This is a genomic window from Streptomyces sp. NPDC046716 (assembly GCF_040645755.1).
Classification (GTDB): Bacteria; Actinomycetota; Actinomycetes; order Streptomycetales; family Streptomycetaceae; genus Streptomyces.
Window position 1 is genome coordinate 1 of the sequence record NZ_JBEYYU010000077.1, and the last position, 17,263, is coordinate 17,263.

The following is a 17,263-nucleotide window of genomic DNA, read 5'->3' on the forward strand; positions in this document are numbered from 1 at the left end:
ACAGCCGGGCCTTCCGGATGGACTGGCCCGCAGGCACCCGGCTGTTCGAGGTCGACACCGCCGCGCCGCTGGACTTCAAGGCTTCGGTGCTGCGCCAGGAGCGGGTCGTCCCGCGCTGCGAGCGGATCACTGTCGCGGTGGATCTGCGTGAGGACTGGCCGGGCGCACTGGCCGCCGCAGGGCACGACCCGACGGCGCCGACCGTGTGGATCGCCGAAGGCCTGCTGATCTATCTGCCAGAGGACGCGGTGGAACTGCTGCTGGCCCGGATCGGCGCGCAGTCGGCGGCAGGCAGCCGGATGGGGCTGACGTTGGGCTCGCGCGGCGTGGTCGAGCGCTTCGGAGCGGACGCCGCGGCGGGATCGGCGGCCTCCCTGTGGATCTCGGAGATGCCCGACGACCCGAAGGGCTGGCTGGCCGGACACGGCTGGGAGGCCGAGAGCCACACCCTGCGCGAGTGCGCTGCCGCCTACGACCGCCCGATCACCACCCCGCCGCAGCGCGAGGAACAGCCCGGCGGACTGATCTCGGCGGTCCGCCAGTAGAACGCCTCGCTGGTCCCCAGGTGATCGGTTCCAAGGAGCCCGGTGAGGAGAGCCAGGATCATGCTCACAGCCCCGCACGGTCCTGACAGTCGGGACAGTACGGCCAGGCCCACGTGACTCTGGGCCCACAAGCGCAGAGAACGGCTACGGCCCGACACTCAGATATCTGTCCGAGTGTCGGGCCGAACCGCGTACGGCGGTGCTGAACCCCTGCCGGCGATGGCCTGACGTGTCATGAGACTTCTCGAAGTCTGGAGAACGACGGCGACCGCGGGATCCTGTGGCGGTGCGAGACCGTCCGTATCCAGACCCGCTCCGGCCGGGACGCCACCGAGCAGTGGATCGACATCGCCACCGCCGCCATGGATCTACCGCCCGGCACCGTCCTTGACGGCGAGCTGGTCATCTGGCGCAACGGGAAGACCGACTTCGGCGCCGTCCGCTCCCGCGCCGCGGCCCGCGGCCGGCGCCTGGCCGAACTCGTCGGCCACCACTTTGCGTCCTACGTAACTGGAGTGCGCGCAGGTTCCTCGGGGGAGCTCTGGGTGCGTCCATGCGCGTGTGAGCAGGTCTGCGTGTGCGTGGATGAATCCGGAACTCGCCGTTACAGGGCGACGCCATGGCCAGCGGACGCCGCAAGAGCCTGGCCATGAGAAATCCTCAACATCGCTGCCTGCAGCATCAGTTGAGTAAAGTCGTTGCCATGCGTCTCACTGTTCTCGGCGGCTGTGGCGCCTGGCCCACCACTCGGCAGGCGTGCAGAGGCTACCTCGTCGAGCACGACGGGTTCCGGCTTCTGATCGACCCTGGCTACGCGACGTTCCCGCGCCTGTTGGAGCACCTCACTCCTGATCGCGTCGAGGCGGTGCTCGTCAGCCACGGTCACCCCGACCACTGCGCCGACCTCAATCCGCTGCTGCGGGCCCGTGCGCTCAGCGACGCTCCTCCCCCCCGCTCTTTCCCTGCATGCACCGCACGGCGCGCTCGACGCCGTACTCGCGCTCGACAAGCCGAGCATGCTGGCGTCCTCGTATACGTTGCGCTCCTTCCGGCCGGGGGAGCGGTTCGGCATCGGCCCGTTCGCCGTCGAAACCTGGCAGCTGCCGCATTTCGTCCCCAACGCGGGCCTGCGCCTGACCGCAGGCGGCGCCGTTCTCGCGTACACCGGCGACACCGGCCCCAGCCCCGACATCATCCGGCTGGCCCGCGGCGCGGATCTGTTCCTGTCCGAAGCGACCTACTTGCACACCGTCCCCGACCCGAACGATGCCCCGTACCTGCTCACCGCGCGCGGCGCCGGACAATACGCGGCCCGCGCCCAAGCCGGGCGGCTACTCCTCACCCATCTGTGGCCGGGCACGGACGAGAACGCCGCGCTCAAGGCAGCCGCAGAGGCGTACGACGGGCCCGTGGCCGTCGCGACCACCGGCGACATTCTGGATGTAGCCGGTAGCTGACTGCTGCGCTTCGGCTTGTGGGTGTGTTTGGTCCGGGGTGAGGCAGTCTCGTTTGGATCATGAAAGTGAGCTGTTGCTCGGTAAGGTTGATGGTCTGAGGGGCAACGGGGGGTGTGATGACGCCTGTCGAGCTGCGGCGCAGTGTCTCGACCGTTCGGACCGGACGGAGGGCAGGTCCGCGGCCCGCAGCAGGGACACTCGAGCGGATAGTCGTCGATGGCGAGCTCTGGGCGGCCCTGGACACGTTGGGCCGACACCGGCTGCCTACCCTGGCTGACGTCGATCCTTACGGAACCACTCTGCTGCGCGGTGAGGCAGTGGACCGCATGGTGCGGGAGCTTGAAGGTTCGGATCTTGCTCGGCTGCGAGGCGCCGAGAGCCGGGCTGTTTCGACGCTACTGGCCTGGGGCCTGCGTTGCCGCATGGACGGAGGGCTGCGCATCGCCCTCTCAGGCGATTAGAACGGACTTGTGTCGCCATCCCTGGAGCGGATCAAGCCGCCAGGCCGTGTCTGACAAATGATCTCTGTCAGGCTGGCCTGTCCGGAGCTGAGGGACATGGGGATCGAGCCCGCCAGTTGTTCACGACGGGATCACGGTCATGCCGCCGGCGGCCAGGGTTTCGAGGACCAGCGTGAACAGGTCGTACGGTTCACCGTCGGGAGTCAGCATCTGTGACAGGTGCGTGCGCGCGGTTGCGGAGTCTTGCCATATCAGGGTGGCGGGAGCGGTGTAGCCGAAGGTCCCGCGCAGGCAGTCGTCGAGGGCGGCGAGGCAACCGCCGAAGTATCCGCCGGGGCCGTTGACCGCCTCGCCGAGCGCCAGGTAGAGGGCTGGCTCGTCGGTGACGTACCGTCCGTCGAGGCGGTAGGTGCGACGAGCCGGCCGCACACGGTGTGACTGTCGGCAGCCTCGTTCGCGCACGAGGTCGTGCCAGGCCCCGCGGCGGCGTGTGTCGAGGCCGGCCCACGCATTCAGCGTGTCCGGTGGACCGCCGAGCCACCGCGCCCACAGGGGCCGGGCGTACTCGGGATCGGGTTCAAAGGTGCCGACGTCGAGCGTGAGGTCGATGAGGTCCGCCCCGCAGGAGGACTGCTGCCAGCCGCTGATGGTGGGCCACAGCGACCGATCCGTAAGAAGGTCCCCTTGACGGTCCCGGAACTCAAGGCAGACCTCTCCCAGATCGAGCGCCTTCCGGGTGCCCTTCGCCAGCGCTTGCCTCAGCTGATCACTCTGTCTGAGTCCTCGTAGCACGAGCCTTGGTGGCCTCCGCTCAGGAGCTAGGATACGGCTGAACTCCCGGCAGGAGCCGAGCCAGCGATGCCCGTTGTGCACGCGCACGCGACCGCTGTATCCCTCGGGCGGACCCTCATAGTCGTCCAGGCCGGTGAGCACCAGACTGCCGCTCGGCCGCTGTCCCAAGCTCTCCGCGTCCTCCAGCAGCCAGGCGTCGAGTGATGTGTCGTCCGGTACCAGCCACACCCTGCGTCCCGCCCACGCGGGAACGCCGGAGCCCTGCGCCACCCAGTCGAACATCTCATACGTTCCACGCTGGGGCTCCCCGAACAGCCCCTCCACCACAGGGCAGACGCCCCAGACATGGCCGGGCTCTGTTCCGATCAGCGTGTACAGCGCACTGTCATGCGCCGTCTGGTCCTCATGCACAACGCAGATGATGCCCCGACTTCACTGCGGCGCATAGCGGCTGCGATCGACGGCTAGGCGGGGTGTAGCAGCTGGCAGTCGCGCCTGTCACCGCATGTGGGAGGATGCCGGTTCGAGTCCTGTCGCCCCGTCCCCGCCGGGCCGTCCTCGCCGCGTCGCTAGCGCGGCTCCTCGGCAGGTATGTCGTTGACCCGTACTTCGACCGTGGCGGTGAACGGGTCTCCCGCAGGGAAAGCCCAGGCTCGCACCAGCAACATCGGCCTGGCCCACCGACGTGCGGGTGGCTCAGGCGCTGGATCTTCCGGGATGTCGGGGACGAGGTCGGCCGGGCTCCGACTGAGCTTGGTTTTCTGCACGTCGTTGAGCGCGCCTACGCGCGGACATCGCTTGCGAAGCCCTCCGCTCACCCGGCGAGTCGCAGGCACTGATCCGAACGCGGAGCACGCGACCGAGCCCCACTCGTCGGCACGTGCTTCTAGGCGTGGTGGAGGGTGTGACTGGGTGGGATGCCATAGGCCTGGCGGTAGTAGGCGGTGAAGTGGCTGGGGTTGGCAAAGCCACAGCGGTAGGCGGCCGCGGTGACTGTCTCGTGGCCCGGTTCGCCGGCCAGGAGGTCTTGGTGGGCGCGGTGCAGGCGTACCCGGCGCAGGTACTCCCGCGGAGTGGTGTCCAGGTGCGGGCGAAAGGCCAGTTGGGCGGCGCGCACGGTGACATGTGCGCCGGCGTCGATGTCGGCGATGCTGATGCCTCGGACGGCATGTTCGTCGATGAACACCACGGCCCGTCGGACGGTAGGGGGACGGGCATCGCGATCGAAGCGCCCGGGATGCACAGGCCGGCGGTGACCAGGCGCTCGACCAGGTCCCGCAACTGTGTGGCAGTCACCGCGGGCAGGTCGTCAGCGGGCCGCAGCCGCACCACGTCCAACGGGGCGACCCACGAGGTCCGGCCCGACTCCAGGGCGACGACCCACGAGTATGGCCAGCCCGGGATCATCCGATGCCTGGCCTCGCCGTGGCCGTAGGTGTGGCAGAACGAGCGGGCGTCGCTCCTGTCGGCGTCTGGCCGCAGGCCGAGAGGTGTGAGTCAGTGCCGTTCGAAAGCCAGGTCCCGAGGCTGCACATGCTCTCGAGGGCCCGCCGCCCGCAGGACCACGTCCATCACGCGTGCCGGGTCTGCGGCGTAGGCGTGCGAGAACCATGCCATGTTGGCCTCCACCACGGCCCAGCGGTGGCCCGGGCGGTACGGGTCGAGCAGCTGCCCGACGTCCACGACGACGGCGCTCGGCAACGTGTGCCCGACCTCGGCGACCAACCGGTCGGCGAACTCCGTAATCTCCGCTGCGATCGCCCGCTCCGCGAGGTCCGTAGCGAGCGGGCGGGGGTCAAGCCGGCCGAACACCGCGTACCGGCTCGCCGCAGCGATCTGACCGTCCAGCAGGAAGAGCCGGTACTCCGCGGCGAAGGTCACCACCTCGGACAGCAAGACCGGCGTCGCCGGGTCCAGATCGGAGGGCAACCGCGAGCCGTCGGCATGGATGTCGGGAGGGAAGGACTTGTCACGCGGCGGTTTCACGAACGTCGGCCGGTCGAGCGCCCACACGTCCGCCACGGTCGCGGCCCGGATCAGGCGACCGGTGAACTTCTCCGACAGCTCGGCGAGCCAGTCGTCCCTGGGCTCCAGAAGCGCGATCCCAAGCTGGCCCGTCAACTTGGCACCCGCGATCGGCCCGCCGTACCAGTACGCGGGGCCCACCAGTCCGGGCTCCTCCGCAGCCCTGACCGCCATCCCACGGCCCGCCGCCTCCGCTGCCAGCAGCTCCATCGTCGACGTCCGCCGCCCGGGCATGACCAGCACCGCGATCCCCTCTCACTCACAAAGGCACCACGCTAGCCCCGCCGTGTCCGCCACCGCAGCTGAGATTCCCCGCCACAGAGCCCACGGTGCGCTGGGCAACGGGGAGTCGCAGTTCAGGATCAGGGGGCAATCGCTCACGATCACCTGTTTAGGACAGCTTGTTCGAGGCCGCTGGATACATCACAAGGTGAGGAGCTGGGTCGTATCCCGTTGTCCGATGACGCTCCGTGAGCTCGCCTCTTCTGGGCACCGGCTCTTGGAGGTTCTGGACTCTCACACGGTGTGAGCCTGTGGAGTGCCGTGAACAGCCCGGCAGCGGAAGCCGCTGCCTTGATGAGGAGGTTTGTCGTTGATCGACTATGTGGGTTCCGGCCCGTACTGCTACACCAACTCCCTGGCGATGGTCCTTGGACGTGGCGCGCCCTCGCCCACGGTGCTTGAGACCTTGACGGGATCTCCGTTTGGGATGCAGCTCATTGCTGGCTCTCTGCCGCTGTTCGATCCCTACGGCTGGGACCCGGAGATCGGGCTCGACGCAGCGATTGACCTGCTGGGATGGCGCTGCGAGCGCAGTCAGGGCGGTACTCCTGAAGCGGCTCTGAACCGCCTCAAGACCGCTGCCGAACAGGGACCGGTCCTGGTGGGGCCGGTGGACATGGGACAGTTGCTGTACCAGCCGGGGACGCCCACAGCCGATGGCGGCGACCACTATGTCGTCGTACTGGCTGTCGACGAGGACTGTGTGTACTTGCATGATCCTCACGGGCACCCGCACGCCACGCTGCCGAATCAGGCATTCCTTGCTGCCTGGGAAGCCAGGTCGGTCACCTACACCGATGCCCCGTACGTGCTGCGGACCGGCTTTGTGCGGGAGCGTGAGATACGCGAGCATGACGCTCTCAGGCACTCGTTTTCTGCGGCGGTACGGTGGTTGGCCGGTCGTGACGACCTTGCGATGCCGCCCGGTTCCAACGCCGGCGCCGCAGCCGCCGAAGGCCTGGCCAGCCTGGTGACCGAGGGACTGTCGCAGAGCACCCGCACGCTGTTGACGGCCTTCGCAGTCCGCGCCGGAGCCCGCCGCCTGAGCGACGCGGCGACCTGCCTGTCCGCCGTGGGATGTACCGATGCCGCGGGCATCGCTATGAGGCAGGCCCAGATCGTGGGAAGTCTGCAGTTCCTCCTCGTGAGCGGAGATGACCGGGGAGCGGCTGCCGCGCTCAAGCGCCTGGCGCCGACCTACGATCGTCTGCGGACGGCCCTCACCCTTTGTCTCTGAGTGCGGGGCGGTGCGGGCCAGGTGGATGCTCTGTAGCTTGCTCATCCGCAAGCGGATGGGTGAGAGCCGGTCGGCCGCCCTCAACGGCTCGACGGGGTGGGCTGGGAGGAGATCAAGGAACAGGGCTATTGCCGCGGTTACGGAGGCGTTCGCGACTACGTCAGCAGGAACCTTCGCGGCAAGCCCACACCGGTCGGCCCCCGTCCGCCGTCGGCCCGAGCGGCCAGGCGCCGGCTCCTGATCCACCCCGGCGCTTTGGCCGACGCCTGCATGCTCACGGAGCTGCAGGGCGATCGCCCGCCGGAGTGGATCGACTCTGCCCGAGCAACCACCGACCTGCCCGCCCTCCGCTACTTCGCCCAGCCCCTCGAGCGCGATCTCGACGCGGTCGTCGCCGGCCTCACGCAACCGTGGAGGTCCGGCGTAGTCGAAGGTCATGTCAATCGAATCAAGATGCTCAAGCGCGAGATGTTCGGCCGCGCAGGCTTCGATCTCCTGCGCAAGCGGGTTCTCCTCGGCTGACCTCCCGCAGACTCGTAGCGCGGGGCCCTCGCTCCTACAGCGCCCGCTGGTAGCGCACTTCAGGAACGGACACTCCGTCGTAGTCGTCAGTTTGGACCGCACCATCAGTGACATAGCCGGCTCGTTCGTAGAACCGCCGCGCCCCCGAGTTGTCGGTGAGGACCCACAACAACATCTGATCAAGGCCGTCGGCGCGAGCGTGCACGGCTTCGAGGAGGGTCCGACCGACTCCGGATCCGGTGAGTGAGGGCTCAACGTACAGAGCGTGTAGCTCACCCGCAGTCGTCCTCACTCCGTCGCCGCGCAGGGGCCCGAGGCAGGCCCAGGCCACGACTCGTCCCTGTGGATCGGCTGCTACCAGGTTGCACAGGCCTTCCTTAGCCTCCTTGAAGTGCAGTCGGCGCTGCTGTGTATCCGCCTCGACCGTCATGTCACTGAGGAAGGACTGGGGCACGAGTAGTGACGGTTCTTCCGGGACGCGTAGGCCTTGTTCGCCAGCACACGGACGGGTCGGCTGCGTGGGCGTCCAACTCCTGTGCGGGGTACGGAGATCAGCTCCAGGACCCGTTCGAGCTGCGGGCCGTCTCCGTAGTGTCCGGGTGTCAGGACGAGGGTGAGGGGCCGGCATCGTCCGTCGGCGACGAGGTGGATTTTGGTGGTGAAGCCGCCGCGGGAACGTCCCAGGCATTCGCCGAGCTGACCACCTCCTCCAGCCGGACGGCCAGTTTCCGCAGCACCGGATCGGCATGGTTCGTCCCCTCGCCCGCCCCCTTTTGAGGAGTCACGGGCGGGGGTTCCTTCCTCGCGCCCGCGGCGTGCTGGTGAGCCCGTACTGTCGTGGAGTCCACCGAAACGTCCCAGTCGATGCGGCCCTCGGCATCCTCGGCGGCTTGGACGCGAGACAGCAGCATCACCCACGTCCCTGCCGCCGACCAGCGGCGATGCCGTTCGTAGACCGTCTCCCAGGGGCCGAACCGCTCGGGCAGATCCCGCCACTGCACACCCGTCCGCACCCGGTACAGCACCCCGCTGATCACTCGCCGATGATCACTCCACCGGCCCCCACGCGTCCCGCCACGAGGCAGCAACGACTCCAGCCGATTCCACTCCGCATTCGTCAGATCCCCACGACCCATACACCCAGCCTGGGCCCAACACCCCGCTCACGTAGGGAGATCCGAGAAACAGTCCCTGGAGCGGATGTCGGACCTACCGCCGACGGCGGACGTACCAAGCCACGGCCAACACGACAAGGATGGCAACCGCGAAGGCCCACACCGTCGTTGTGGCGCTGCGCGAGGTGTAGATCAGAGCAAGCATGCCCAGACGGATACCCGGCGTAGACAGCCGTAGCCCATGTAATCCCTTCAGCAGCCTGCGACCACGGCTCCTCAGGCGAGACGTGGTGAGTGTCTGACTGCGTGACAACCGTGACGCACACCCGCGAACAACCGTGGACGTCAGCGGACCATCCGTGCAGGTGACAGGTACGGGACCCCCAGGACAGCTAGCGTCCTCAGTCGCTTCGGGACGAAGAGGTCACCTGCCAATGCCCGAGGTGTGATCGTCTGCGGACGGTCCTGGGGCATGGAGCCTCATGAGTAGAAGCCGGTCCAGTACTCATCATGACCACACACGAAGGCCTCTGGTCGTTCTTCCCTCAGTACTTCGTACCGGGCGACCAAGGCGTCCAGAGCCTCGTGGAGTGAGCAGCCCAGATGGTCGCGAAGGATCTTGATGCCTCCGATGATTTGGTTGTTGAGAATCTGGTCGTCGGCAAGGCTGACGGTTGCGCCGTTGATCATGGTTGCGATCGAAGCCGGATGACCAGTCCTTTGGCAAGGTTTGTTGGACTCCGGACAGCAGTGAAGTACAGGGACCGCAACGACCAGTACTGGGCAGTGCCAGCCGCAGCAAGCCGATGCGTGGCCGCTACGACCGTCGATGACCGATCCACATAGGGCTGCGGATCAGAAGCGCCACGCTCCTTCGCGCTCCTCTGTCAGTGGCCTCCGCTAGGGTCTGGACTGTTGGGCCGGTCTGGTACGTCTGTACAGGAGTCCGCGGTCATGAGGGGTGGGAATTAAGGTCCCCGGCATCCAGCTCGGGACTCAACCGATGGAACCGTGCCCCACCCCTCTCCGTAACTTCCCCACATGGGCACGGCAGTTGCTCGTGCCAGACCCGCGCCAGGCCGGGCGGGGAACCACGGGGAACGCAGGAGCGACGAGCCGTCAGCGCCATGGACCGTCAGTCAGACCAGTCACCCACAGGTAAGGCGCCCAACTCCCCCTGAAAGAGCCGAGCTTCCCTGACTCGTGCTCATCAGTGTGCGCCAGCGCACTCCTACTTGAACGTCGTCGCGCCTTCCCTGTCGAGTGGAGGAGGGCCACGTTGCTCAGAACAGCAGGTACTGGGCAGCGGGACTGATGGGGGAGGCATATGGCGAAGTGTGGCGCGCCGACCAAGAAGGGCGGTCGGTGTCAGCGGCAGGTGGTGACGAATACGGGCCGATGCCCTGTCCATCAGGGGCCCTTGACGTCATATGGAGTGGCACAACGCAAAGCGAAAGAAGCCAAGGAGAAGATGCGGAAGACCCGGCGAAGCAAGAAGCGCTGAGCCTCGCTGACATTCACGGCTGACATCAACAGCAGCAGACGCCGGCGTCACCGCACGTCCCAGCACGACCGGCACGGCTAGTCAGTTGCGCGGTTGAGCCGAGCAGCGATCGAGCTCCCGCCGTGCAATGCGCTGCTGATCTCCAGAAGGCGCTCCTCGGGCAGAGCGAACGTGTTGCATGGGTTTCGGTAGGAGTGCCCACCGTCGTTGGTCCAGACGCCGCCTGCCGACCTCCACCGAGCGGGAGCCCATTGGCCCTGATTCTCCAGGAGCATCCTTGCCACCTCGGAGGGCTCTTCGATCAGGGTGAGATCCGCGAGCGATGTGCTGAGAGTCGCGGCTGCATCGTCGGGAAGTAGTGCGTCGCCGAGCGTGGGGAAGAGCAGCAGGAGACGGGCGTCAGCATCACCAATGTCATCTGTTGCCGATTGCCGAGCAGCGGACAGCAGTTCCGGCCAAGCCATGCCGGGCCCCATGAAGTGACCGTCGACCACAGCGAGGGTTTCCGCTTCGGCCCAAGCCGGCTGGTGAATGAGATAGTCCACGCCCCATTCGTCCACGAAGTTGCGGTAGACGACGTAGATGGTGTGACCGGAGCACAGCGGCACGCTGAACACGGGCCACTCATGCTCGGCGGACAGTGTGCGATACAGCTCCATGGCCGCATCCCAGTCGGCGCCGAACGCGGCTCGTTGTGCGTCCTCCCCACGCAGACAGGAAGCGAGGTGCACAGGCCAGAACAACGGGTCGTCCAGGTGGGCGTCGCCCCGGACCAAGGGGCCGCCTTCGTATCCAGGGATCTTGAGCATGTGCAGATGATGGCACGCGGGAGAGCCACCGCGTCAGGAGAGAGACCCGGCCCTCTTCCGCGAGACGACCGTGAACTCCGGGACGAATTCTTCCGTCATCAGCCCTCCCATCGCACTGCGGAACTGGGCCACCTCACTGCGGACGACGTCCCATCCGTCGAGAAGGCGGACACTAACCCAGTCTCGAGATTTACACTCGACGTCTTCGTCCTCAGTAAGAGCTCGTCTCATTTGGTCTGAGGGTCGGTAGCCTGCGGTCGTGGGGATCGTGGAGCGCTTGGTGCCGGGTGAGTTCTGGGAGCTGTTCCAGCGAGTGGTGCCTGAAGCACCTTCGCGGCCGCAGGGCGGCGGCCGTCGCCGTTATGGGGACCGCGAGGTGCTGGCAGCGATCATCTTCGTTGCCACGACCGGATGCACCTGGCGGCAGCAGCCCCCTTCCTTCGGCCCGTTGGGGCCGACGGCTCACCGCCGGTTCACCGAGTGGTCAAAGGCGCGGGTGTGGGCCAAGCTGCACCGTGTTGTGCTGGACGAGCTGGGTGCACGTGGCGATCTGGACTGGTCGCGGTGCGCGATCGATTCGGTGAACATGCGGGCCCTCAAAGGGGGGCCTGACAGGTCCGTATCCTGTGGATCGGGGCAAGAAGGGGTCGAAGATCCACCTGATCACCGACCGCACTGGCCCGCCCCTGTCCATCGGCATCTCGGGGGCGAACACTCACGACAGCCAGGCACTGATACCTCTGGTGAAGGGCATACCGCCGATCCGCTCTCGACGCGGGCGGCGACGGCGTATCCCGGGCAAGCTGCACGGCGACAAGGGCTACGACTACAACCACCTGCGGCGTTGGTTACGTGAACGTGGCATCGTCCACCGCATTGTGCGCAAAGGCATCGAGACCTCCCAGCGGCTGGGTCGCCACCGCTGGGTCATAGAACGCACCATGGCCTGGTTCGCCGGCTGTCGCCGCCTTAACCGTCGCTACGGACGCAAGGCAGACCACTTCCTCGCGTTCACCAGCATCGCCTGCACCCTCATCTGCTACCGCCGGTTGACGGCGTGACATGGTTTGCGAGCCATTGGCTTACCTTGTCGAGGTACCCGGGAACGAGGGCGGCTGAGTCATCTACCTGCAGACGATGGTCACCGCCCGGAAACACCTCCACAGTCAGGGTGGCGCGGTGAGGGCGGGCCGAGTGGCAGGCGGCTGCAGCGAAGATGCGGATGCTGTCGGCGACCGGCACCGTTCTGTCCGCACCACCGAATAGCGCCAGATGCGGGCAGCGCAGCTGGAGCAGGTCCGGAGTCGGGTCGTGGTCCTGCTTCCGCTTCAGGAACCACCAGAGGCGTTCGTCCACGTCGCCCCAGTAGTAGGCCAGTCCCGGCGGCGCTCCCGCGTTATCGACGAGCTGTTGCGCCGTCGGGAACTCGGCGTTGCGTCGGCCTGCTTCTGTCAGCTGGTCATACAGGGTCAGGGTGCTTCGGATCTCAGGGTGCCCATCACCATGTAGGCCCTGCAGGTGGTTACCGAGGGCGTAGCGTTCCTGCTCAGCAGGGCTCACTCCCGGGCAACTGTTGGTGACCACCCACGGCAGGTCATCCCGCGCCGCAGAAGCGCGCAGAGCGACCCAGCCACCCTCGCTATGCCCAAACAGTCCCGCCGCTTGAGGCTGAACCTCAGGCTGAGCACGGAGAAAGCTCAGCGCGGCGCCTGCGTCAGCCGCCAGATCGTCCATGGTCGCTGTGCGCCAATCACCAGATGACTGGCCAACACCGCGCTTGTCGTACGAGAGCACGGCGAATCCAGCCTCGACAAAGTGCTCCTGGATCGGCAGGAAGTACGTGCCGTTGTCCCTGTCGGCCGGCCCGGACCCGCCGACCAGCACCACGCCAGTAACGGCCAGGTCGGCCTCAACCGGCACGCGCAGTGAACCGGCTAGCTCTACCATCCCGCTGACGAACGTGACGTCCTGCACCCTCACGCTTTTCATGACCTCAGTCTCATGGTTCTGGACGGACCACGTTCGGTTGATCTGGAAGCTCGTCCGCCCGGACCAGAACCTTCTGTTAGCTTCCCGCCAGTGCGCTACAAGATCGAGAGATCGCCGAACGGCCAAATGAGACGGGCTCTAAGTGCGAAGTCGACTGCCAGTAAAAACTCACGTTCCTTTTCGAACAACCCCTGTTCCACCGCCATGCGGTACCAGCTCGCCTTGACCTTGTCGGCCAGGCCGGGTTCGTCCACGTCCGTCACCTCATCCGGGCGAGAGTCGAACCGCCCGTTTTCGGGGCGGGCGCTCGCCGGGCTGTAGCCGGGCGGCAGCTCAGGCGATCGGACCTCGCCGAAGACCCGTTCAGCGAAGCGAAACCCTGCGGGCTCGAGCGCGACAGCCATGTCGCCACCAGTCACCGGCACGGCGGTAACGGTACGGCCTGCTCAGACGACCATGAAGACAGTCCCGGAAGATCCAAAAGACATCCCCTAAGCCTCCCGGGAGGGCATCTGTGCGGCCAAGTTTGCCAGCACTCACCGGGCTGCCTCCACATCCGGCTCGCCGCCCTGCACCACCGCGCCCAGCACGGACACCATCTCCTGTGCCTCCTCGAGCGACAGCAGTGGGAGTAGCGGAGGGAGCGGAGTGTTTGCCAGGGGGATGTCGTTGACGTCGGTCATGCCGATGCAGCCCGCAAGCCGGCGGTCTGGTCGCGCGGTATGACGTGCCGACTTTCCGCACGAGCGGGTGACGGGCGGGCCGCGCCTTCCACTGATCCGGCACAGTGTTCCCCGCTACGAAGATCACGACCTGTCGGGAGCTTCGAAACGGGACCTACGTGCGCCTCCTCGCTACCGCAGCGATCATGACGGCGGCCCTGACCCTGCTCCTCGCGACCACCGCCGCCGCTGAACCCGGGCTGCACGGGCACGGCGGGGGTCCCGCACACCGTGGCCCGTGCGGGCACGACGATCCGTCCGAACTGGCTGGAGTCCTGATCCTCCTCGCCCGTGCACCGTGTTGCGAAGTCATCCTCGAGCCTGGCCATCAGGGCATCGAAGCGGGCGGCACTGGCGTCACGGTTGTAGTTGTGCGGCCACTCCAACCACTGCGGATCATCCAGCTCCCGCAGCAACGCCAGCAGATCCACCTCGGCTTTCCCCATGTGCTCATCTTGGTCTGCGCAGTCACTCCTCAGCCAGCGCTTGCCGAGCTGAACCGGGAACTTCGCCCGCCGCGACTTCTTCGCTCCAAAGCCGATGCGGGCGGGCACCGGCACCTCCAGCTATCTCGCCTCATCCGTCGCCCGGTCAGTCCTCTGCGGTCGCAGGTGCGTCTGTATCGCCGCTGGCTGCCGTGGCGGTGTAGAAGACGTTCCTGCCCTGCTTGGTGCGCTGAGCCTGCCCCCTGGCGACCAGGTTCTCGACCGTGCTGCGCACGACCGTGTTCTTCAGGGGGTGGTCGGGGTGGGTCTGGGTGAGCGCGTCGGTGATCTCCACGGTGGAGCGGGGCTCCTGGGACAACTGGGCGCGGACCAGGTCGGCCACGGTGGGTCCTGTCTTGTCCGCCGTGCGTGCGGGGCGGACCTTGGGTGGTGCCTTGGGTGCCGGCTTTTTGCGTGCCGGCTTCGTCCGCCGGGCGGGTGCGGCAGGTCCGGGCCGGGACTGCTTGGGAACGGACGGTGCGTCCGGGCCGTTGGCGCTTGCGTCGCCGAGGGCGTTCTGCACGCCGATCAGAAGCGCATGGTCCCTACGCAGGCGTTCCAACTGCTGCTCGAGGGCGCTGATTTCGGCTCCGACGCGTTCGAGGTCGGCTGCCACCTGGCTGGCGTAGTGCGTCTGCAAATCGTTGGTGGGCTCAAGCGAGGTATCGGGCACGGGGGCGAGACCTTTCTCTGGCGGCAATCCGGATCGACTTCATAGCGGGATGACAAGGAGTCATCCGTCACGGTGGGCCGGTGCGGGGGAGGAGCGGACCACTGTGGTGGTGACTTCGAGTGTAGAGAGGGCTTCCCGTGCGTGAATCCTCTTGAGTGACTCGGGTCGGTTGGCGGTGCCCGGTGTCTACGGCACGTCGGCCTGTGGGCCGGAGGGTTCTCATTTTCCGGCTGCCTCGCCCGGCATGCGCGGGGCCCGCCTGAGTCTTCACTCAGGCCCACGACGTGGGCCCCTGTGGGGGTCTTCGTGGTGCACAGGGCTCAGATCCAGTTGCCCCAGCCGAATGTTGCGATGTAGGCGCGTCGGACGGCGTCCCAGCCGCGGCCGCTGCCGAGGTGGATGACTGCGAGGGCGAGGAGGAACCAGCCGGTGAAGGAGCCGGCGATGATGAGGGTCCATCGGGGGCCGGAGAAGCCGGCGACGACGAGCAGGGCGATGACGGTTACGCCCAGCCCCACGTGGGCGGCGGGCAGGTCCGAGCGCAGTGCCTCGCGCACCGAGTGCCGTTCTGCCTGCATGTCGCGGGTGTAGCGGGAGTGAACTGAGCTGGCGTCGTTGTCCTGCGCAGCGCTGTGATCATTCAATGGTTCCCCCTGTGATTTCCCCGCCGTGGCTGCAAACTGCGGGGCCTGGTGACGGTCATCATCGATCGCCCGACGGACGCTGTCCCCCTGTTTCCAGGGATCGCGCGTCGCACGCATGCAGACGGACCGTCCCTGGCCTCCTGCCACGGCGGGTGAGCTCCGCCAACGCTCGCTGCCCGGTCTACCGGGACCGCGGCCGGCACGCTCGATCGTCGGTCTCCCGGTCCTGTTGCGCGCGGGGGACGACGTGCGCGACGATCGCGATCAATGACGCGCTGAAACTTCTCAGTCCCCCCGGCTTCATGCGCGGGACTGTAACGCGGCCTGACCACGCTTGCTCGGCCCCCCAGGGCGAGAGGCGGGGTGTTGCTGAGACGAGAGGAAACCTAGGGTCCTCTGCGTGAACTGGGGAACACAGATCAGCACCGTCATCGGCGCGGTGCTCGGCATCAGCGCAACGCTGCTCGCTGATCGCGTGCGGTACCGAAGGGAACAGGAAACCCGTGACCACGCTGACCGACGAGACCTCTACGCCCGGTACCTGACGGCCCTCAACGACAGCTCCTCCTCACTACGACTGATCATCCTCAAACAAAGCGACCCGGCTGCTCGCTATGAGGCTGCCTTGGGTGCCTTCCGGGACGCTTCTGTGCTGACGCGCCGCTACGAGATCAATCTTCAGGCACCGTCAGCCGTGAAGGCGAAGTCGGACCAGACGTACCGCCTGCTGCGGGACTGGCGGGACCTCATCGGCACGCGGCCGGGCCTGGCTTTGACCTCGACGGAGTACCTCGAAGCACTCGACATATTCCACAACGCCAGGAAAGACCTCCAGTCGGCGATGCGCGAGCATCTGCGACGTGACTAAAGGGTGTTGCGCACGGCCGTGATCTGGGCGTCTCCGTTGTATGGCTGGGGTGTTGAGGGTTGAACGGATGTGGGTGGATGCGTTCACGGGGCTGTCGATGGAGCGGTTCGGGCGGCTGCTGAGGACGGTGCGGGACCGGGGTGGCAAATGGACCCTGCGGGGCCGGCCGTGGAGCCTGCCCCTGCCCGAGCGGGTGCTCGTGGTGGCGGTGGACTACCGCACGAACCTGATCATGCGGCAGCTCGGCCCGCTCTTCGGCATCTTGTCCTCCAGGGTGTGCCGGGTGATCCAGAAGCTGGGCCCGCTGGCCGCACTGGAGCCGATGGCTCGCTCGGCTGCTGCAGCGGAGAGGCCGTGGATCGTCGACAGCACCCTGGTCCCGGTCGGCGAACGGCACAACGGCCTCCGGTTTGGCCCGCGCGCTGGGCCTTCGACAACCGGAGCCAGTCCGTCGTGGGCGCGGAAATCACCGAGCAGCTGGAGGCGCAGGAACTCTCAAGGATCAGGCGCATACTGAACCGCCCGGGGCTCCTGGCGGAGATCACTTCGTCCCAGACACGTCGGTTCGGCGCTGGGGGCGCTCCAGTCGGAACTGGTGGTGATGGCCGACTACTACACCCCCGCCAACGGCGGGAGGCGCTGCTCAAGGCGCCAGAGTTGGACGATACTTCCGGCAGGACTATCAGGAGTGGGCGAGTCGGCGGGTGACGCCGGGTGTTTCACCAGGACGCGAGGCTTTGTCTCCTCCAGCCGTCTGGACAGCGAACGCGCTTCGCCCAATTACCGCCAGCGCCATGCGGCCGAGTGTGGGATCAACCGGCTCAAGGGACACCGTGCTGTCGCCACGCGCTACGACAAGCTCGCCGTCCGCTTCGAGGCGACCGTACTGGTCGCGGTCATCAGCGAGTGGCTGTGACTCTGGGACGTCAGGTGGTGGGATCCACGTTACATGCCTCGGGCAGATCGCTGCCGCAGAAGACGCAGATGAAGTCGTCCTCACGCACAATGTTGCGCTCCTGGCAGCAGCCCCGAGAACGTTGAGCCACATCGCCGCTCGGGTAGTCGCAGCTGACTCTGGCGGATCGCGATCGAGGCCCAGTGCTTTGGGGTGGCGGCCGATGTCTGAGGCAGAT

19 protein-coding genes and 5 pseudogenes are annotated in these 17,263 nt (G+C 66.9%); 9 read left to right on the forward strand and 15 right to left on the reverse strand.

Going from position 1 to position 17,263, the window contains the following annotated elements; genetic code table 11:
* The coding region (locus ABZ930_RS36390; RefSeq protein WP_361558085.1) for an SAM-dependent methyltransferase at positions 1-545 on the forward strand (545 nt) is incomplete at its 5' end.
* 604 nt (positions 546-1,149) lie between these two features.
* On the opposite strand, the gene ABZ930_RS36395 is transcribed toward ABZ930_RS36390, so the two are convergent.
* The gene (locus ABZ930_RS36395; RefSeq protein ID WP_361558088.1) at positions 1,150-1,425 is read right to left on the reverse strand and encodes a hypothetical protein; all 276 of its coding nucleotides are present in this window, start codon (positions 1,423-1,425) and stop codon (positions 1,150-1,152) included.
* Between ABZ930_RS36395 and ABZ930_RS36400 the strand changes: the two are divergent.
* Both ABZ930_RS36400 and ABZ930_RS36405 read left to right on the forward strand, forming a co-directional pair.
* A pseudogene (locus tag ABZ930_RS36400) lies at positions 1,345-1,536 on the forward strand (MBL fold metallo-hydrolase); the annotation flags it as partial. The gene ABZ930_RS36395 and the pseudogene ABZ930_RS36400 sit on opposite strands and share 81 nt — an antisense overlap.
* A gap of 25 nt (positions 1,537-1,561) precedes the next feature.
* On the forward strand, positions 1,562-2,002 hold the full coding sequence (locus ABZ930_RS36405; protein ID WP_361558175.1) for an MBL fold metallo-hydrolase: 441 nt from the start codon (positions 1,562-1,564) through the stop codon (positions 2,000-2,002).
* A 581-nt stretch (positions 2,003-2,583) separates the two neighbouring features.
* Here the strand turns inward: ABZ930_RS36405 and ABZ930_RS36410 are convergent.
* The 4 genes and pseudogenes from ABZ930_RS36410 to ABZ930_RS36425 all read right to left on the reverse strand — a co-directional run bounded on the left by ABZ930_RS36410 (position 2,584) and on the right by ABZ930_RS36425 (position 5,490).
* On the reverse strand, positions 2,584-3,666 hold the full coding sequence (locus ABZ930_RS36410) for a barstar family protein (protein ID WP_361558091.1): 1,083 nt from the start codon (positions 3,664-3,666) through the stop codon (positions 2,584-2,586).
* 475 nt (positions 3,667-4,141) lie between these two features.
* Entirely contained in the window at positions 4,142-4,444 is a 303-nt protein-coding gene (locus ABZ930_RS36415; protein WP_361558094.1) for a helix-turn-helix transcriptional regulator, read from the reverse strand.
* A 56-nt stretch (positions 4,445-4,500) separates the two neighbouring features.
* Positions 4,501-4,707, reverse strand: a pseudogene (locus ABZ930_RS36420) (transposase); the annotation flags it as partial.
* Positions 4,708-4,752: 45 nt separating this feature from the next.
* On the reverse strand, positions 4,753-5,490 hold the full coding sequence (locus ABZ930_RS36425; protein WP_361558177.1) for an ATP-grasp domain-containing protein: 738 nt from the start codon (positions 5,488-5,490) through the stop codon (positions 4,753-4,755).
* Between the two features lie 382 nt (positions 5,491-5,872).
* On the opposite strand from ABZ930_RS36425, the gene ABZ930_RS36430 reads away from it, so the two are divergent.
* Both ABZ930_RS36430 and ABZ930_RS36435 read left to right on the forward strand, forming a co-directional pair.
* Complete coding sequence (locus ABZ930_RS36430; protein WP_361558097.1) at positions 5,873-6,799, forward strand: hypothetical protein; 927 nt, start codon at positions 5,873-5,875, stop codon at positions 6,797-6,799.
* A 354-nt stretch (positions 6,800-7,153) separates the two neighbouring features.
* Positions 7,154-7,321: pseudogene (locus ABZ930_RS36435) on the forward strand (ISL3 family transposase); the annotation flags it as partial.
* Positions 7,322-7,355: 34 nt separating this feature from the next.
* Here the strand turns inward: ABZ930_RS36435 and ABZ930_RS36440 are convergent.
* The 4 genes from ABZ930_RS36440 to ABZ930_RS36455 form a co-directional block, all read right to left on the reverse strand.
* Positions 7,356-7,751: a GNAT family N-acetyltransferase gene (locus ABZ930_RS36440; RefSeq protein ID WP_361558100.1), complete on the reverse strand. Its 396-nt coding sequence runs from the start codon at positions 7,749-7,751 to the stop codon at positions 7,356-7,358.
* A gap of 172 nt (positions 7,752-7,923) precedes the next feature.
* Positions 7,924-8,457 (reverse strand): IS5 family transposase, encoded by a 534-nt coding sequence (locus ABZ930_RS36445; protein WP_361558102.1) that lies wholly within the window; start codon positions 8,455-8,457, stop codon positions 7,924-7,926.
* A gap of 459 nt (positions 8,458-8,916) precedes the next feature.
* Positions 8,917-9,126, reverse strand: a complete 210-nt coding sequence (locus ABZ930_RS36450) for a hypothetical protein (protein ID WP_361558105.1) — start codon at positions 9,124-9,126, stop codon at positions 8,917-8,919.
* A gap of 891 nt (positions 9,127-10,017) precedes the next feature.
* Complete coding sequence (locus ABZ930_RS36455; protein WP_361558108.1) at positions 10,018-10,749, reverse strand: hypothetical protein; 732 nt, start codon at positions 10,747-10,749, stop codon at positions 10,018-10,020.
* Between the two features lie 268 nt (positions 10,750-11,017).
* Here ABZ930_RS36455 and ABZ930_RS36460 point away from each other — a divergent pair.
* Positions 11,018-11,810, forward strand: a protein-coding gene (locus tag ABZ930_RS36460; RefSeq protein ID WP_361558179.1) for an IS5 family transposase whose coding sequence is annotated in 2 segments (ribosomal slippage) — positions 11,018-11,347 and positions 11,349-11,810 — 792 coding nt in all. Because the reading frame shifts where the segments join, the coding sequence is not laid out codon by codon here.
* On the opposite strand, the gene ABZ930_RS36465 is transcribed toward ABZ930_RS36460, so the two are convergent.
* From ABZ930_RS36465 to ABZ930_RS36490, 6 genes are all read right to left on the reverse strand, one after another.
* On the reverse strand, positions 11,782-12,738 hold the full coding sequence (locus ABZ930_RS36465) for an alpha/beta hydrolase (protein WP_361558111.1): 957 nt from the start codon (positions 12,736-12,738) through the stop codon (positions 11,782-11,784). The two genes, ABZ930_RS36460 and ABZ930_RS36465, sit on opposite strands and share 29 nt — an antisense overlap.
* A 95-nt stretch (positions 12,739-12,833) precedes the next feature.
* Positions 12,834-13,163, reverse strand: coding sequence for a hypothetical protein (locus ABZ930_RS36470; protein WP_361558113.1), 330 nt, complete (start codon positions 13,161-13,163; stop codon positions 12,834-12,836).
* 111 nt (positions 13,164-13,274) lie between these two features.
* Complete coding sequence (locus ABZ930_RS36475) at positions 13,275-13,421, reverse strand: hypothetical protein (RefSeq protein WP_361558116.1); 147 nt, start codon at positions 13,419-13,421, stop codon at positions 13,275-13,277.
* Positions 13,418-14,014 (reverse strand): hypothetical protein, encoded by a 597-nt coding sequence (locus tag ABZ930_RS36480; RefSeq protein ID WP_361558119.1) that lies wholly within the window; start codon positions 14,012-14,014, stop codon positions 13,418-13,420. Before ABZ930_RS36480 ends, ABZ930_RS36475 begins: the two co-directional genes overlap by 4 nt.
* Before the next feature lie 37 nt (positions 14,015-14,051).
* Positions 14,052-14,618 carry a hypothetical protein gene (locus tag ABZ930_RS36485; RefSeq protein ID WP_361558122.1) on the reverse strand — a complete coding sequence of 189 codons (567 nt, stop codon included), beginning with the start codon at positions 14,616-14,618 and terminating at the stop codon, positions 14,052-14,054.
* Positions 14,619-14,938: 320 nt separating this feature from the next.
* The gene (locus tag ABZ930_RS36490; protein WP_361558125.1) at positions 14,939-15,196 is read right to left on the reverse strand and encodes a hypothetical protein; all 258 of its coding nucleotides are present in this window, start codon (positions 15,194-15,196) and stop codon (positions 14,939-14,941) included.
* Between the two features lie 466 nt (positions 15,197-15,662).
* On the opposite strand from ABZ930_RS36490, the gene ABZ930_RS36495 reads away from it, so the two are divergent.
* The 3 genes and pseudogenes from ABZ930_RS36495 to ABZ930_RS36505 all read left to right on the forward strand — a co-directional run.
* Positions 15,663-16,130 carry a hypothetical protein gene (locus ABZ930_RS36495; RefSeq protein ID WP_361558128.1) on the forward strand — a complete coding sequence of 156 codons (468 nt, stop codon included), beginning with the start codon at positions 15,663-15,665 and terminating at the stop codon, positions 16,128-16,130.
* A gap of 40 nt (positions 16,131-16,170) precedes the next feature.
* Positions 16,171-16,524, forward strand: a pseudogene (locus ABZ930_RS36500) (transposase family protein); the annotation flags it as partial.
* A gap of 408 nt (positions 16,525-16,932) precedes the next feature.
* Positions 16,933-17,046 (forward strand): annotated as a pseudogene (locus ABZ930_RS36505) (IS5/IS1182 family transposase); the annotation flags it as partial.
* Positions 17,047-17,263: the final 217 nt, after the last annotated feature.

What these genes read in the sequence shown, in the direction of transcription:
- ABZ930_RS36425 (WP_361558177.1), bottom strand. Translation starts at nt 5,490, where the DNA reads ATGGAGCTGCTGGCAGCGGAGGCGGCGGGCCGTGGGATGGCGGTCAGG.
- ABZ930_RS36445 (WP_361558102.1), bottom strand. Translation starts at nt 8,457, where the DNA reads ATGGGTCGTGGGGATCTGACGAATGCGGAGTGGAATCGGCTGGAGTCG.
- ABZ930_RS36405 (WP_361558175.1), top strand. Translation starts at nt 1,562, where the DNA reads ATGCTGGCGTCCTCGTATACGTTGCGCTCCTTCCGGCCGGGGGAGCGG.
- ABZ930_RS36440 (WP_361558100.1), bottom strand. Translation starts at nt 7,751, where the DNA reads ATGACGGTCGAGGCGGATACACAGCAGCGCCGACTGCACTTCAAGGAG.
- ABZ930_RS36455 (WP_361558108.1), bottom strand. Translation starts at nt 10,749, where the DNA reads ATGCTCAAGATCCCTGGATACGAAGGCGGCCCCTTGGTCCGGGGCGAC.
- ABZ930_RS36475 (WP_361558116.1), bottom strand. Translation starts at nt 13,421, where the DNA reads ATGACCGACGTCAACGACATCCCCCTGGCAAACACTCCGCTCCCTCCG.
- ABZ930_RS36490 (WP_361558125.1), bottom strand. Translation starts at nt 15,196, where the DNA reads ATGCAGGCAGAACGGCACTCGGTGCGCGAGGCACTGCGCTCGGACCTG.
- ABZ930_RS36450 (WP_361558105.1), bottom strand. Translation starts at nt 9,126, where the DNA reads ATGATCAACGGCGCAACCGTCAGCCTTGCCGACGACCAGATTCTCAAC.
- ABZ930_RS36465 (WP_361558111.1), bottom strand. Translation starts at nt 12,738, where the DNA reads ATGAAAAGCGTGAGGGTGCAGGACGTCACGTTCGTCAGCGGGATGGTA.